Below are 15,295 nucleotides of genomic sequence, written 5' to 3' on the forward strand. Positions count from 1 at the left end.
CTGGCGCACCGAAAGGTGATCCCGGATGACAGTCTCCTCCTCCCCGTCGCGGCGACGGGGCGCGTTCGCCGCGGTGCTCCGGCGGCTCCGCGAGGCCGCGGGGCTGACCCAGGCCGAGCTCGCCGAACGCTCGGGGATCGGCGTGCGCACGGTGAGCAACCTCGAGCGCGGGATCAACGCCTCGCCGTACCCCAGCACCATCCGGCTGCTGGCCGATGCCCTGGCGGCCGACGGGCCGGCCCGCGCGGAGCTGCTGCGGGCCGCCCGGCGTGAGCCCGGCTCCGAGGGACGACGCGTCGCGCCGACGGGCGGCTACCTGGGTGCCCTGCCGTTGTCCCCGATGGTGGGCAGGGACCGCGAGGGGGCGGTTCTCAGCACCGCGCTCTCGGCCGTCGCCGAGGGGGACGCCCGGGTCGTGCTGCTGGCCGGCGAGCCCGGGATCGGCAAGACACGGCTCGCCCAGGAGATGAGCCGGTACGCCGCGGAGCGCGCGTTCCTCGTCGCTGTCGGACGCTGTCACGAGCCGCTGCGGGCCACCCCGTTCGCGCCGATGCTGGACGTGGTCGGCGCGCTTCACGCCGGCCTGGAGCCGGAGACACGGGACGTCGTCGTCGATCGCTGGCCTCCCCTGGTGACGCTGCTCCCGGACCGGTTCCCCACCGCGACACCGGCCGGGCCCGGCCCGGACGCGGCGCAACGGCTGCACCGAGCGGTGGCCGGCCTGGTCCGACAGGTGGCCGAGGACCGTCCGGTCGCGATCCTCGTCGACGACCTGCATTGGGCTGACGTCGCCACGGTGGAGCTGTTCACCCACCTGGCTCGGCACAGCCACGGAAGCCGGGTGCTCCTGCTCGGCACCTATCGCGACACCGAGGTCGGCGGCATCCCTCTGGTCCGGCGACTCGGGCGCGAGCTGCGGCGTGAGGGCCTGGTCGAGATCGTCCCGGTCGGCCGGCTCGACCGGGATGCGACGGCTCAGCTGATCACCGATCGCCTGGCCGAGGACACGGTCTCGGAGGAGGTCACCACCCTGGTCCATCGCCAGACCGACGGGAACCCGTTCTTCGTCGTCGAGACGGTGGCCGCCCTCGTCGAGCGCGGGGACCTGGCCCACCTCGACGGGGGGAGCACAGGCCGGGACGCCACCGAGCTGGTGGTGCCGGCGAGTGTGAGCGAGGCGATCGGTGAACGGGTGGCGCGGCTCTCGGCCGCCGCCCAGCGGCTGCTGAACGCCGGAAGCGTCCTCGGGGAGCTTTTCGACGCGGACGACCTCCCCGTTTCCGACGCCGACGACGAGGCCTTGGAGGAGACCCTCGACGAGGCCGTCGACTCCGGGCTGCTCACCATCGCCGAGGGCCGCTACGCCTTCAGCCACAGCCTGACCCGGCAGACCCTGTACGCAGCCCTGTCGCCGGCGCGACGCCGACGGCTGCACCGCCAGGTGGGGGACGGCCTCGCGATGCAGCCCCCGGTGCATCGACGCCGAGCCGCCGAGATCGCCCGCCACCTGGAGGCCGGAGCGGCGCCCGACCGGGCCGTCCCCTTCCTCCTGCTCGCCGGGGCCGTCGCGGCAGAGCTGCATGCGTCCCAGGACGCGCTGCGGCACTACCGGCGCGCCCTGGAGCTGGCCGGTGAGCTGGGAGACGGCGCGGCCGCGACCGCCGCGCTCGAGGGGATCGGGCAGGCGGAGCTGACGACGGCGGCGTACGACGATGCGGTGGATCACCTCGCCCGCGCAGCCGACGATCACCGCCGCCGCGGGGACGTCGGCGGCCAGCTCCGGGCCGAGGGCCTCCTGGCGCAGGCCCAGTACCGCCGGGGCGAGGGCGAGGTGGGCGCCTTCCGGCTCGCCGAGATCGTCGCCGAGATCGACGGCCGATCCGGCCCCGACGGCCAGGTCACCGGTCTCGCGGCGATGCATGTCGGGCTGGCTCGGGTGCGGCTCGCGCTCGGGCAGCGGGCGGGTGCACTGGCGGCGTCCGAGCATGCGACCCGGCTGGCCAGGGCGGAGGGGGCGGTCGCCGTCGAGGCGGACGCGGACGCCGTCCGTGGCACCAGCCTGCTCTTCCTGGACCGGCCCGACGATGCGGTCACCGCTCTCGAGCGGGCCGTCGAGCTGGCCCGGCGGGTGGATGCGGTCACCGTCGAGAGCGGCGCGCTGCTCGCGCTGCAGTGGACGCTGACCATGCGCGGCGAACTCGACCGGGCCCGCGTGCTCGGCGCGCGGGGGGTCGAGGTCACCCGGCGCTCGGGGGACACCGATGCCGAGGCCCTGCACCTGGCTAATGTCGGACTGACCGCGTTCTACGGCGGTGATCTGGCCGGGGCCGAGCGCCATCTCGAGACCAGCGTGGAGCTGGCCCGCGCCGGCTCCCGCACCCTCTTCTCGGGGATCCCGCCGGCGTACCTGGGTCTGCTCCGGAGCGCACAGGGGGATCGGGTGGCCGCGCTCGCGTGCTTCGACGACGCGGCCGGGGCGCCGAACCTGAAGACCTTCGAGTTCGCGGCCTACATCGAGGCGCGCCGCGCGGGCCTGGATCTGGCGGACGGCCGACCGGGCCCGGCGCTGTCCCGGCTCGAGCCCTGGCTCTCGGTGGAGGCGCCGACTCGGATCCACGACGTGATGCTGCAGTCGACGGCTGCGGCGGCCTGCCTGGAGCTCGGTGACCTCGACCGTGCGCACCTGCTGGTCGCGCGCGCGGTACGCCGGGCCGAGGCCACGCGCAACGTCATCGACGGCGGCGACGCCCGGGGCCTGGCGGACCGGGTCCGGCGGGCCCGGGAGCGCTGACCTACCGACTGCCCACCGACTGCCCACCGAGTCGGCGCCGTGGGCTCCACGCGGGCCCGGCGCTCCCTAGCCTCGATCGACTGACCGCGCATCAGGAGCGCGGTCCGAGCGAGGAGCTGCATCGTGGGGATCCAGCAGAGGCTGCGGACGACCGGACTGAGCGCGCTGACCGTGGCGCTCATCGTCACCGGGATGCAGGTGGCCACGCCGTCGCCCGCTCGCGCCGACGACCCGCCCGACAACATCCTGATCCAGACCAACCCGCTGGTCGCCACCACCAGCGTCCCGCCGCTGACGGTCAACGAGAACATCGGGACCGGCTCGATCACGGTCACCAACCCCGGCGGATCGGCCCCGACCACCCAGCAGTGCGTCCAGGGCGTGACCGACGCCAGTTTCTGCCTCGGCACCTCCGACCAGCTCGTCTACCCCGAGGACACCGAGCTCGGGCCGATCACCATCACCGACGCTCCGAGCCAGGACAGCGGTCTGCCCGGGTCCGACCTCGACTGGATCATCGACGACGCGGTGAGCAGCGTGGCGCGCACGCACGGCGTCCGGGCCGACGACCTGGTGCGCAGCTACGCGCGCCCGGAGATCCGGGCATACGTCGCGATGCGGATCAACAGCATCCTCGACAAGAAGCTGTACGGCGAGCCGATGTCGCCGCAGGAGGACCGGGCGTACGCCGCGCTGGCGGAGATCTACAAGGCCAAGCTGGTCGCGAAGTCCAAGCGCGCGCTGCGCGAGTACGACCTGTGGTCCGCGAACCCGTGCGGCTACCCCGTGCCTGCCCCGCCGCCGGGGCTGCCGTACGTCGCCAACGACGTCGCGCTCAGCCCCGCCTGCCTGCCCAACCAGCTCGTGCAGGCCTTCAAGCTGATCAACAACACGCCCCCGGTCGAGGTCTTCGACGCCTGGGCGAGCTATCGCCACCCTTCGCCGCTGGTGGCCCACGGGAGCGACCCCGAGGTCGTGCGGATGCTCGGTGACACGATGGACAACTACGTCACGCTGGGCAGCCTGGGCGCGGCCCTGGCCGTCGGCGGCGCGACGGGCACCGCGATCACCGCGCTCAACCTGGCGCTGATCCACATCTGGTACTGCGAGGCCAGCAGCAACGGCGTCATCACCTGGACGCTGGCGAGCGGGGGCGTGGCCTCGGTGGTCGCCGCCGTCGTGATCGCGGCCCTGGTCGCTGCCATCGCGATCTGGAAGATCGTCGAGGACGCCAAGCCGGGCATCGAGCTGCGCCGCCGGGTGACCGCGGCCGTTGCGGACAACGACCCGTTCGGGATCCAGGCCAGCCAGGCCGACTACGCCGGTCTGGACTACGCCAGCGACGACGGGCCGCAGGACCCCGCAGACCCGGCCAAGAAGGCGTTGATCCACCAGGAGGACTTCAACCGGCAGCTCGCCTCGAACACCTACGAGTGGATGATGTTCGACAGCGACGGGGACCTCGTGCGCGATCCGTTGACCGGCTGGAACGAGGCGGGTACGACGACCGAGGGCGACCTCAAGCTCACCGACGACGGCAACGGCACCGTCTACGACCCCTTGGTCGTGCTCGCCCCGGACGGCACCCGGGACCACACCGGGAAGCAGGTCTCCGGCTACCGGGTCAAGGTCGCCCGGGGCTGGCTGCTGGTCGCCACGCAGTACCTCGGCGAGGCTCCCTCGAACGTCTACCAGCCGCGGACCAGCCTGCGCTACCGGACGCCGTCCGGCGGCTCGGCGATGGTCTCGCTGTGGCGCGACCTCAACCCCGACGGCTCCGCGAAGACCCGGTTCGTGCACACCCGGCCGCTCGCCTCGGGCGAGGAACCGGTCGTCGAGGGCGCGAACTTCGAGCCGACCGTCAGCGACACCTGGACGCTCTCCTCGATCGGCTTCGCGACCCGCACCGTGCGGCTCGACGCGGCCGCTGCCGAGCCGGTGCTGCCGCCGCTCTCGGTCGTGCCCAGCGCCCAGGGCTCGATGGTCGCCGGCACCGACGTCCGGCTGAAGGCCAACCTGTCCGACACCTCCGACGGCTCGGGCACCTACGCCTGGACCATCCAGCGCCTCGACGAGTCGGGCGCCGTCGCGCAGACCATTCCGATGCCGGGCAACGTGCCCGCCAACTCGTCCGGCTTCCCGGTCAAGCTGACCGCTCCGGGGCGCTACCGGGCGACCGTCGACTACACCGACACCTCGCCCGTCCAGCACGCCTCCGGGCGGGTCGAGTTCACCGTGCTCCCACCCGAGCCGGAGGTGACCGGTACCAGTGCCAGCGATCCACCCACGGTGCGCGACGACCGGGTGCTCGACGGCTCCCTGTCGCTGGACCTGCGGATGAAGCAGAACACCCCGACCGACACCTTCGACGTCGAGGTGGAGTGGGCCGACGACGCCCGCGGCAACAAGGCGGTGAGGACCTACACCGTCGCGTGCGTCAACGCAGGTGGGGACACCTGCGACACCGGACCCCTCCCGGTGCCGGCGCCGGGTGATCCACCCGTCAACGCGCAATGGAGCGAGTCGCCGTCGTACCGGATAGCCGACGACCAGGACTATCTGCCCCAGGTGACCGCACGGATCACCAACGGCTACGGGAACACCATCACCCGGGTCTTCCCGATCACGGGTGATCACCGACCTCGGTACGCCTCGATGACGCCGTCGGTGGAGATGGCGGCGGGTCGCACCTCGGAGGTCGACCTCGTCGAGGTCTTCCCGTCGCCGCTGCTGACGGAGAGCCAGAACCTGACGATCCTGCCGTACGTCGGCGCGATCGCCGACCAGCTGCCCGAGGGCATCCACCCGGACCTCGCGAAGCGGAACGGCCGCTGGTTCCTCCAGCTGGTCGGCGCCCCGCAGGCCGACGCGATCGGCTCCTACACGTTCTACTTCCCCTTCGAACAGGAGCCGCTCGGCAAGGCGCTCCGTCCGGCGCCGGCGCTGGCGACCCTGGAGATCAAGGCCGCCACCGAGCCGGGCTACCGGGCCGTGCTGCGGGGTACGCCGACGGAGTTCCTGGATCGGCAGTACCGCAACAGCTATCCGGCCTACCAGGTGCAGGTCGCGGAGGTCCTCGCCGACGAGGACGACGAGTACGGCACCTTCACCGGCACGGTGAAGTGCCGGCTGACGGCAGGCCCGACCCTGGTCTTCGACAAGCCGTGCGCCGCGAATGCGCCGTTCCCGTGGCCCACCGAGCTCTACAGCGACACGCTCGTCGCGTCGACGTACCTCGAGTCGGGGAGCCAACCGCTGTCGGCGGACGGTGCGTACGAGGTCAACCTGGGCACTCGGTTCGTCGATCCGATGCTCACCCAGGTGGCCGCCCCGGCCGGGAAGGTGCGCTTCGAACTGGCCCTCCGCGACCGCAACGCCGTCCCCCCGCCCTACAGCGGGTACCAGGTGCGGTGCTCGGTCGACGGCGGTGTGTACGCCCCCTGCTTCGCCGACGGGACGCTGACCCTGCCGCAACAGATGGGCACGCACCGGCTCGAGGTCCAGGTCGTGGCACCGGACCAGGCGGTCGGCACCGCCCGGGCGACGTGGGAGGTCGCGGCACCTCCGGGCGTGGTCAAGGTCAAGGCACCGAGCAAGCCGAAGCACCGTGGCGCCAAGGTCCTGGTCCGGGGCACGGGCTTCGTGCCCGGCGAGCGCTATGTCGTGCGGATCGGCGGGATCAAGGTCGCGACCGGCACGGTGTCCGCAACGGGCTCGGTGCGGGTCAAGGTGCGGATCCCGCGCGCCATCGGTCTCGGCAGGGCGAAGGTCGTGGTGGTGGGCACCACCTCTGCTCGTCGAGGCAAGGACACGGTCCGGGTGGTCCGCTGACGAGGGCCCGCCGTCAGCGGTGCAGGCCCTCCAGCACCTCGGCGTTGTGCCGGTAGCCGGCCGTCTCGTAGCCGACCACCGTCACCCACGGCGTCAGGGAGAGCACCAGCAGGCACCAGACCAGGTCGACGTCGGCCGTGGCCATCAGCACCGAGGCGGCGATGGCCGCGGCCGAGACGACGAGCAGCACGAGATGGAAGGTGTCGAAGGTGCGGGTCAGCGCCGCGTAGCCGCCGTAGAGCAGCAGCGTGAAGAGGGCGACCGGGATCGCCACGGTCAGCACGGTGGCCACCAGGCTCAGGTGAGCCACGTGCTCGAGGTAGTAGGCGCCGACGTGCAGGCCGGCTCCGATCGCGACGATGCTGCCGAACAGGGCCATGTGTCCGTAGCCGAAGGAGAAGGAGCGCTCGGGACGAGCGTGCAGGATGTCGCCGGTCGGCACGACGAAGTAGGACCACCAGATGCCGAAGGTCAGCGCCGTGCCGGAGATCGCGAAGAGCCCGATGTCCCAGGTGAGACCGCCCTCGGCGAGGGCGCTGATGGACGCCATCGTGCCGATCATCCCCTCGCCCAGGGCGATGATCACCATCAGGCCGTATCGCTCGGCCACGTGGTGCGGATGCCACGGCGTGCCGCCGCGGCGCAGCTCGGCGTACGCCGGGCCGCAGATCTCGATGAGGAACGGCACCGCCATCGCGGCGAAGGTCGTACCCACGGGCAGGTCGACGAGGGCGAGCGTGCACCAGAGTACCTGGGCGGCGAGGATCGAGACGATATAGGTCTGGCACACCGGCCGCCGGGAGACGTCGTGCCGTCCCGCCCGCCACCACTGGAAGACCATCGCGACCCGCATCACGACGTAGCCCCAGACCATGAGGTCGTTGTCGAGGGTGTCGCCGTGCTCGTAGACCGACTTGAACATCGGCTTCAGGCCGAGCGCGAACACCAGCACGCCCACCATTTGCAACATGGTGGTGAGGCGGTAGATCCAGTCGTCGGTGTCGTAGGCGGAGGCGAACCAGGTGAAGTTGATCCACGCCCACGAGATGCCGAAGGTCGCGAAGCAGAACGCGACGATGCCGGCGCCGACGTGGTCCTCGGCCAGCGCGTGCGCGAGCTCGCTCGCCGCCGTGCCGAAGGCGACGACGAAGGTCAGGTCGAACAGCAGCTCCAGCGGCGTCGCGACGCGGTGGGCCTCGTGCGGGTCGCGGCCGAGCATGCGACGGCTGCGGTGCCGGAGGTCCGGCGCGGTGCTCTCGGGCATGTTCGGCAGTGTAAGGACATCGGACCGCCGCAAGCGGCACCTGCGCAGCGGCGCGGACGGGGCCGGGTTACCGGCCGTCCTCCGCGGGTAGGGGGTGTGGGCCCGCTGCGGCCCCCGCAACGGACATCACGAGACGGGACTCCTCCATGCGCAAGCGACTGACGGCACTCGCAGCCATCGTGACCACCACCCTCGGTCTGGGGGCGCTCACCGCCCCGAACGCGTCGGCGGCGACCGGGTGGGAGACGGTCACCTCCTGGGAGGGCGGCCGCACGCTGGTGTGCGCCACGCCCCACGGCGACGGCACATCCACGGTGTACGCCCACTGGGACGGACGCCGGTACCCCACGACCGGAGGTCAATTCCGGGAGAAGGGCGCCGGTGGTCTCGCGCACGTCTCCGACGGCTTCGCCATCTCCGGGTGGACCTACTCGTTCGGCGACAAGGGCACGGTAGGCCAGACCGTCTCGCTCCAGCGGCCCAGCAACGGCTGGGTCTACGTGCTCTCGGGCTCGCAGGTCGGGATCACCGTCGAGGCGGTCGTGCCCGTCAAGACGCTCGCCACGTGCCCGGGCGCCGGTCGCGTCGTCGCGCCCGCGGCCCGGCCGGCCGCCGACGGCGACGCAGCGCGCGCGGCGAAGTGCGTGTCCAAGAAGGAGTTCCGCCGCATCGACAAGAAGATGCGCCCCGGCGCTGTCAAGCGTGCCCTCGGCTTCGGCGGCCAGGAGGTGACCGCGGCCGAGTTCAGTGCGGTCCGGGCCTACACCCGGTGCCAGGGCGGCTCCGTCGTGGTCAACTTCAAGCGCGCCGGGGCGGGCAAGCCGTTGAAGGTCGACAGCCGCTTCAAGGGCTGACGCCTCCCGGGGCCGGCGGTCGGGGCCAGCGGTCAGGGTCTGCGGCCCAGCAACGCGAGGACGTGGACGCCTGCCGGTGCCTCGATGTCCACCGGCAAGGGCGGCGCGAACCGCTCGTCGCCGGTGAGGGCGATCCGCAGCGCGGAGGGGAGCAGGGCCGCGGCGAGCGGCTCGGGCAGCGGCCGGCCGTTCCCGGTCGCCCGGCCGACGTCCCAGCCGTGGACCGCGATCTCGAGCGCCGCGATCCGGGCGATCGCGTCGACCGGCAGCGGGTGGCCACCGACGTCGACGTACGGCTGGTCCGCGTCCATCCAGGCACCGAGGAGGGCGCACGCCTTGACCTGCAGTGACTGCACCCGCGCCTCCAACGGGGTGGGTGCGGCACTGCTCAGGCCGACGGCGCCGTCGGCCGCCTCGGAGAAGGCGTCGAGGGCGTCCTCCATGTGGGCGAGCAGGTCGGCGAGGTTCCAGCCGGTGCAGGGCGTCGGCCGGTCGACGTCGGCACAGGTGACGGCGGCGAGGGCGTCGCTGGTGTAGTCGAGGGCGCGCTGCATCAGGTCGAGACCTGCGACCATCCCGTCCGGCGCGGTGGCGGCGGACATCAGATCACCCCCGGCTCACGCCGGGACGTAGTCGGCGGGCAGCCGCTCCGGGAGCCCGAATCGCGCGAACAGGCGGGCGTCGAAGAACGCCGTGACGTGCTCGACCCGCAGGTCGTCGTCGGCTCCCGTCAGCTGCAGGACCTGCAGGTGGAAGGGCTCGAAGTGCCCGTCGGGCTGGCGCATGTAGAGCCCGAAGGCCGGCTGCCCGTTGGCGACCGTCTCGATCATCGGCATGTCGTTGCAGCCGCCCGGGCACTTGGTGCCGACGAGCTCGCCGATGGCGGCGGCTCCCTGGTAGTGGTTGAGGAAGGGCGGCATGTCCCACGTGGCGTCGTACTTGAGGAGCTGGACGATCTGGTCGATGTCCTTGCGCCAGAACGCCTGCAGGTAGGCGTCGAGCAGGGTGCGCTGGGCCCGGTCGAGGTCGGGCTCGACGGTGTCGGGGGACAGCCCCCGCTCGGCGAGCTGGGCGTGCGCGCGCTGGAGGGCGGAGTTGACGGCCGCGGTCGTCGTGTCGAGGGCCTGGGCGGTCTCCGCCGCCGACCACCGCAGGACGTCGCGCAGGATGAGGACGGCGCGCTGGCGCGCCGGCAGGTGCTGGAGCGCCGCGACGAAGGCGAGCCGGATGGTGTCGCGCTCGGCGACCTCGACCGCCGCGTCGGGGATCGGCTCCAGCCACGGCACCTCGTGGTCCTCGAGCAGCTCGTCCGACGGCGCCGAGTCGGCGGTCCCGAGCCCGGTCGGCAGCGGCCGCCGTGGCTTGGCCTCGAGGTTGGTCAGACACACGTTGGTGGCGATCTTGTAGAGCCAGGTGCGCACCGAGCTGCGGCCTTGGAAGCTCGCCGAGGCCTTCCATGCCCGTAGGAAGGTCTCCTGGACCAGGTCCTCGGCCTCGTGCACGGACCCGCTCATCCGGTAGCAGTGCGCCATCAGCTCGCGCTGGTAGCGCCCGGTGAGGGTGTCGAAGTCGGCGAGCTCGTCACTCGCCTGTGCTGCCGTGTCGGTCTCGGTCACCGTGGTTCCCATCGCTGCCCCCGTGGTCTCGCCAGTCTGCCTGATGGGGGTGACCGGGGTCGATGGCGAAACTCATCGGTGCGACAGCATCACCTCTGAAGCGGCGATTCCTGCACCACGGCCAGCACCTTCTCGGCGGCGGGGACGGCGCGGGCCCGGTCGGCGGGGACCAGTCCGATCCGGGTACGCCGGTCGAGCAGGTCGGCGACGTCGGCGGCACCTTCGTGGGTGACACCGAAGACGAGCTCGGCCGCCACGGTCGCGAGGCCGTCGTCGAGCGGGGCGAGCAGGTCGGCCTCGGTCCAGCCGGTGGCCTCCCGGGCGGCGGCGAGGACGAGATCGGCGTCCGCGCCGTACCGCCGGATCAGTCGGGCTGTTCCGGGGTGGGCGGCCTTCGCCGCCAGGTCGGCGAGCTCGGCGCGCGGGGCGGCACCGGCGAGCGGGAGGGTGGCGGTCACGCAGGGGCCGGCGGTCAGACCGGCCTGGGCGACGGCCGCGTCGACGGCGTCCTCCGCCATCCGGCGGTAGGTCGTGAGCTTGCCGCCGACGATGGTCACCACCCCGCCGGAGGACGTCAGGACCGCGTGCTTGCGGGACAGGTCGGCGGTCGAGTCGTCTTCGCCGGGACCGCTGTCGAGCAGGGGCCGCAGGCCGGCGAAGGCGCCGACCACGTCGGCGCGGCGCAGGGGGCGGGCGAACGACGCGGCCACGACGTCGAGCAGGAAGCCGATCTCGACCTCGGTGGGCTGCGCCACATCCGGCACCGGGCCGTCGGCGGGCTCGTCGGTCAGCCCGACGTAGAACTGGCCGTCGGGCTGCGGCAGGACGAGGACGAAGCGGTTGGTCTCGCCGGGGATGGGTGCGAAGACCGCGACGTCGAGTCCGGGCAGGGTCTCGGGCCGGAGCACCAGGTGGGTGCCGCGCGAGGGACGGAGTCGGACGTCGTCGACCAGGTCGCCGGCCCAGACGCCGGCCGCATTGACCACGGTCCGGGTGGCGACGGTGGCCGTCGCGCCGGTGAGCTCGTCGCGCAGGCGCACCTCCCGGCCGGTCGCGGCGACGACGCGGGCGTGGGTGCGGACGTGGGCGCCGCGCCGGGCGGCGGTCCGCGCGATGGTGGTGACCAGCCGGGCGTCGTCCTCGAGCTGGCCGTCCCAGCCGAGGTAGGCGCCGCGCAGCCCGTCGGTGCGCAGCGGCGGCGCGATCCGGCGGGTCTCGGCGGCGCTGAGCCGGCGCGGCCGGGGCAGGGTGTCGCCGCTCGTGCCGGCGGCGCGACGGAGCAGGTCGCCGCCGAGGAGGCCGGCACCGGCGAGCGTGCCCATCGGCCGGCTGACTCCGGCGGAGAGCGGGATGATCGAGGGCAGCGGCCGGGTCAGGTGGGGGGCGGTGGTCTCCATCAGGATCCCGCGCTCGACCGCGCTCTCGTGGGCGATGCCGACCTGTCCGGACGCGAGATAGCGCAGGCCGCCGTGCACGAGCTTCGAGGAGAAGCGCGACGTGCCGAAGGCCAGGTCGTGGGCATCGACGGCCAGGACCGAGAGCCCGCGGGAGACGGCGTCGAGGGCGACGCCGGCGCCGGTGACGCCCAGGCCGACCACGACGACGTCGACCTCGGCGGGGAGGCCGGCGAGGCCGGGCGTGATGCGGGTCGCGGTCCGCGGGGCCGTCCTCATGGCGTGAGGCTCCGGGAGACGAGGGTGTGCAGCTCGTCGTCGAGCGCGGACTGGTCGACCCCGGTCCCCGATGCGTCGGTGTCGACCATGGTGTGGGCCGACAGGACGAAGCCGTGCGTGGCGAGCACCAGCCCGCGCGCGATGGCCCGCGGGTCCCCGTCCGCGATAGCACCGGCGGCCTGGCCGGCGCCGATCGCGGCCTCGAGGACCTGGAGGATCAGCTCCTGCGACCGGCCACGGCGGGACAGCAGGTAGGGGAGGATCAGCTCGGGGTCGAGCTCCACGATCCGGGTGAACAGCTCGTTCTCGCGCAGCGCGTCGACGGTCGCGACCACGGCGTCCGCGATCGCGTCGGGGGTGGGGGTCGCGGAGACGTCGACCCGGTCGGCGACGAGCGTTCCCCACTCGCGGGTCATCAGGTCGCCCAGGAGCGCGGGCATGTCGGACCACGCGCGGTAGATGGTCATCCGCGAGACACCTGCCCGGCGGGCCACCTCGGTGAGGGTGGTGCGTCGCCAGCCGACGTCGAGGATGCACTCCCGTGCGGCGTCGAGGTAGCCGTCCCGGGGAGTGGCGTCGGTTTGATTGTTGTGACGATGTGACGTCATGTGTCACACTGTAACACATGACGATCGAGCGCCCCTCCGTTCTGCAGCCCGAGATGCCCCCCACGCGCTGGGGCGACCCGGCCCGTGCCACCGGCCTGCCGGACGGCGTCCGCGACCTCGTCGGCCTGGTGTTCCCGATCCAGGACACCCCCGCCCGCGCCGACGTCGAGGTGCCCGCAGCACGCCTCGCCGAGGACCTGGTCGATGGCCTGCGTGCGATCGTCGGCGCCGAGCATGTCGTGACCGACGACGCGCTGCGCCGCCGCCGCACCCGCGGCAGGTCCACCCCCGATCTGCTCCGTCAGCGCTCCGGTGATCTCGCCGATGCCCCCGACGTCGTCGTCCGTCCGTCCGGCCACGACGACGTCGTCGCGGTGCTCGCCTATGCCCAGGAGCGGCGGATCGCCGTGGTCCCCTTCGGTGGCGGCACGGCGGTCACCGGCGGTCTGGTCGCCGACACCGAGGGCACCGGTCTCGCCGGCGTGCTCTCCCTCGACCTGGGCCGGATGCGTGGCCTGCTCGCGCTCGACCCGGTCTCCTCGACCGCCTCCCTCGAGCCCGGTCTGCGCGGCCCCGAGGCCGAGGCGTTGCTCGCCGAGCACGGCCTGATGCTCGGCCACTTCCCGCAGTCCTTCGAGTACGCCACGATCGGCGGCTTCGCTGCCACCCGCTCCAGTGGCCAGTCCAGCGCCGGCTACGGCCGGTTCGACGCGATGGTCGTCGCGCTGCGTGTCGCCACCCCGGTCGGTGAGGTGCGGCTCGGCGCCTCCCCGGCCAACGCGTCCGGCCCCGACCTGCGCGAGCTCTTCCTCGGGTCCGAGGGTGCCTTCGGCGTGATCACCGAGGTGACCGTCCGGGTCCGCCCGCTGCCCGAGGTCAAGGAGTACGAGGGCTGGCGCTGGGCGAGCTTCGCCGACGGTGCCGACGCGATGCGGGCGCTCGCCCAGTCCGACCTGCTGCCGACGGTGATCCGACTCTCCGACGAGAACGAGACCGCGATCAACCTCGCCGACCCGGAGTCCATCGGCGGTCAGGGCGATGCCGGTGGTGCGGGCCAGGGCTGCCAGATGATCGTGGGCTACGAGGGCACGCCCGCGGCGGTCGCGGCGAAGAAGGCCGCGGTCACCGAGGCGCTGACCGCGCTCGGCGGTGCCGCCCAGGGCTCCGGCCCGGGGGACGCATGGGTGCACGGGCGGTTCGACGCGCCGTACCTGCGCGACAGCCTGCTCGACGTCGGCGTCCTCGTGGAGACGCTCGAGACGGTCACCTTCTGGGGCAACCGTGAGAACCTCTACCTGCGCGTGAAGGCCGCGCTGCAGGAGACCCTCGGCGACAGCGCGATGGTGCTCTGCCACATCTCGCACGTGTACGCCACCGGGTGCTCGCTCTACTTCACCGTCGCCGCTCCCGGTGGCGCGGACCCGCTCGCCACCTGGCTCCCGGCCAAGGCCGCGGCCTGCGAGGCGATCGTCGCCGCCGGCGCCTCGATCACCCACCACCACGCGGTCGGCACCGACCACAGGCCCTACCTCACCGCCGAGATCGGGGAGGTCGGCGCCGCGGTGCTGCGCGCGGTCAAGAAGGCCGTCGACCCGGCCGGCGTCCTCAATCCCGGGGTGCTGATCCCGTGAGCGCGGGGCCCCGGGCCTTCGCCTTCCTCGTCAACCCCGCCTCCGGGGGTGGCGCGGCGCCAAGGGTGGTCGTGCCCCTGGCGCGGGCCCTGCGCGAGGCGGGCGCCGCGGTCGAGGTCACCTACACGACGTCGGTGGCGGAGACCCCTGCCCTCGTGGACGCCGCGGTCGCCCGCGACGCGATCGTCGTGTCCGTCGGCGGCGACGGGATGCTCTCCTCGGTCGCGGGCTCGGTCGCCGACCGCGGCGGCGTGCTCGCCGTGGTGCCCGCCGGGCGGGGCAACGACTTCGCCCGGATGCTCGAGGTGCCCACCGAGACCGGTGCCCAGGCGCGACTCCTGCTGGACGGGGAGCCCCGGCCGATCGACCTGCTCCGGGTCACGCAGCCGGGGCCGGCCGGCCCGGCGTCGTACGTCGTGGCGGGATCGGTGTACGCCGGCGTCGACGCGCGCGCCGCCGAGATCGTCGACCGGTCGCACTGGCTGCCGTCGCGGCTGCAGTACCCGGTGGCCGCGGTCCGCGCCCTCGCGACCTACCGCCCCGTCGCGTGCACCCTCGAGGTCGACGGCGTCCGCACCACCCACCAGGCGGCGACGGTCGTGATCGCGAACTCCCGCTTCTACGGCAAGGGCATGGCGATCGCGCCGGGCGCGATCGTCGACGACGGCCTGCTCGACGTGATCGTCATCGAGGCGGCCTCCCGCACCGGTCTGATCCGCTCCCTCCCCAAGGTGTACGACGGCAGCCATGTCGCCCTCGACGAGGTGACGGTGCTGACCGGCCGGCGCGTGAGCCTCTCAGGACGCCACCGGGGAGGTGCCGCGGTGCCGGTGGGTGCCGACGGTGAGGCGCTCGGTGTCCTCCCGGCCGACCCGGTCGACCCGCTCACGGTCGAGTTGCTGCCCGGTGCCGTGCGCATCCTGGCGTAGCCCGCGTCGCCGCGGAGCTCGATCCGCCGGATCGGAATACCGGGCCGGGTGTGCGCCTTGGGTCTCCATCATTTCAAGTTTGAAATAATGGAGCGACC

General features: G+C 73.0%; 10 protein-coding genes. 5 read left to right on the top strand and 5 right to left on the bottom strand.

What is annotated here, in order from left to right; genetic code table 11:
- The first annotated feature begins 25 nt into the window (after positions 1 to 25).
- Positions 26 to 2,791 carry a BREX system ATP-binding domain-containing protein gene (locus tag RB608_RS21675; RefSeq protein ID WP_308090140.1) on the top strand — a complete coding sequence of 922 codons (2,766 nt, stop codon included), beginning with the start codon at positions 26 to 28 and terminating at the stop codon, positions 2,789 to 2,791.
- Positions 2,792 to 2,914: 123 nt separating this feature from the next.
- On the top strand, positions 2,915 to 6,622 hold the full coding sequence (locus RB608_RS21680; RefSeq protein WP_308090141.1) for a hypothetical protein: 3,708 nt from the start codon (positions 2,915 to 2,917) through the stop codon (positions 6,620 to 6,622).
- Positions 6,623 to 6,635: 13 nt separating this feature from the next.
- On the opposite strand, the gene RB608_RS21685 is transcribed toward RB608_RS21680, so the two are convergent.
- Positions 6,636 to 7,886, bottom strand: a complete 1,251-nt coding sequence (locus RB608_RS21685; RefSeq protein ID WP_308090142.1) for a low temperature requirement protein A — start codon at positions 7,884 to 7,886, stop codon at positions 6,636 to 6,638.
- Positions 7,887 to 8,032: 146 nt separating this feature from the next.
- Here RB608_RS21685 and RB608_RS21690 point away from each other — a divergent pair, with 146 nt between their 5' ends.
- The gene (locus tag RB608_RS21690) at positions 8,033 to 8,740 is read left to right on the top strand and encodes a hypothetical protein (RefSeq protein WP_308090143.1); all 708 of its coding nucleotides are present in this window, start codon (positions 8,033 to 8,035) and stop codon (positions 8,738 to 8,740) included.
- Positions 8,741 to 8,772: 32 nt separating this feature from the next.
- Here RB608_RS21690 and RB608_RS21695 read toward each other — a convergent pair whose 3' ends face one another.
- From RB608_RS21695 to RB608_RS21710, 4 genes are all read right to left on the bottom strand, one after another.
- On the bottom strand, positions 8,773 to 9,342 hold the full coding sequence (locus RB608_RS21695; RefSeq protein WP_308090144.1) for a TIGR03086 family metal-binding protein: 570 nt from the start codon (positions 9,340 to 9,342) through the stop codon (positions 8,773 to 8,775).
- A 15-nt stretch (positions 9,343 to 9,357) separates the two neighbouring features.
- Positions 9,358 to 10,356 (bottom strand): sigma-70 family RNA polymerase sigma factor, encoded by a 999-nt coding sequence (locus RB608_RS21700; protein ID WP_308090145.1) that lies wholly within the window; start codon positions 10,354 to 10,356, stop codon positions 9,358 to 9,360.
- Between the two features lie 89 nt (positions 10,357 to 10,445).
- Positions 10,446 to 12,029 (bottom strand): glycerol-3-phosphate dehydrogenase/oxidase, encoded by a 1,584-nt coding sequence (locus RB608_RS21705; RefSeq protein WP_308090146.1) that lies wholly within the window; start codon positions 12,027 to 12,029, stop codon positions 10,446 to 10,448.
- On the bottom strand, positions 12,026 to 12,637 hold the full coding sequence (locus RB608_RS21710; RefSeq protein WP_308090147.1) for a helix-turn-helix domain-containing protein: 612 nt from the start codon (positions 12,635 to 12,637) through the stop codon (positions 12,026 to 12,028). Before RB608_RS21710 ends, RB608_RS21705 begins: the two co-directional genes overlap by 4 nt.
- Before the next feature lie 17 nt (positions 12,638 to 12,654).
- Here RB608_RS21710 and RB608_RS21715 point away from each other — a divergent pair, with 17 nt between their 5' ends.
- Positions 12,655 to 14,268, top strand: coding sequence for an FAD-binding oxidoreductase (locus tag RB608_RS21715; RefSeq protein WP_308090148.1), 1,614 nt, complete (start codon positions 12,655 to 12,657; stop codon positions 14,266 to 14,268).
- Complete coding sequence (locus tag RB608_RS21720; RefSeq protein WP_308090149.1) at positions 14,265 to 15,197, top strand: diacylglycerol kinase family protein; 933 nt, start codon at positions 14,265 to 14,267, stop codon at positions 15,195 to 15,197. Before RB608_RS21715 ends, RB608_RS21720 begins: the two co-directional genes overlap by 4 nt.
- Positions 15,198 to 15,295 lie beyond the last annotated feature (98 nt).

Source organism: Nocardioides sp. LHD-245 (genome assembly GCF_030929495.1).
Lineage (GTDB): Bacteria > Actinomycetota > Actinomycetes > Propionibacteriales > Nocardioidaceae > Nocardioides.

Excerpts from the sequence above, each read along its gene's own strand:
- RB608_RS21710 (WP_308090147.1), bottom strand. The coding sequence starts at position 12,637 with ATGACGTCACATCGTCACAACAATCAAACCGACGCCACTCCCCGGGAC.
- RB608_RS21695 (WP_308090144.1), bottom strand. The coding sequence starts at position 9,342 with ATGTCCGCCGCCACCGCGCCGGACGGGATGGTCGCAGGTCTCGACCTG.
- RB608_RS21690 (WP_308090143.1), top strand. The coding sequence starts at position 8,033 with ATGCGCAAGCGACTGACGGCACTCGCAGCCATCGTGACCACCACCCTC.
- RB608_RS21715 (WP_308090148.1), top strand. The coding sequence starts at position 12,655 with ATGACGATCGAGCGCCCCTCCGTTCTGCAGCCCGAGATGCCCCCCACG.
- RB608_RS21675 (WP_308090140.1), top strand. The coding sequence starts at position 26 with ATGACAGTCTCCTCCTCCCCGTCGCGGCGACGGGGCGCGTTCGCCGCG.
- RB608_RS21705 (WP_308090146.1), bottom strand. The coding sequence starts at position 12,029 with ATGAGGACGGCCCCGCGGACCGCGACCCGCATCACGCCCGGCCTCGCC.
- RB608_RS21685 (WP_308090142.1), bottom strand. The coding sequence starts at position 7,886 with ATGCCCGAGAGCACCGCGCCGGACCTCCGGCACCGCAGCCGTCGCATG.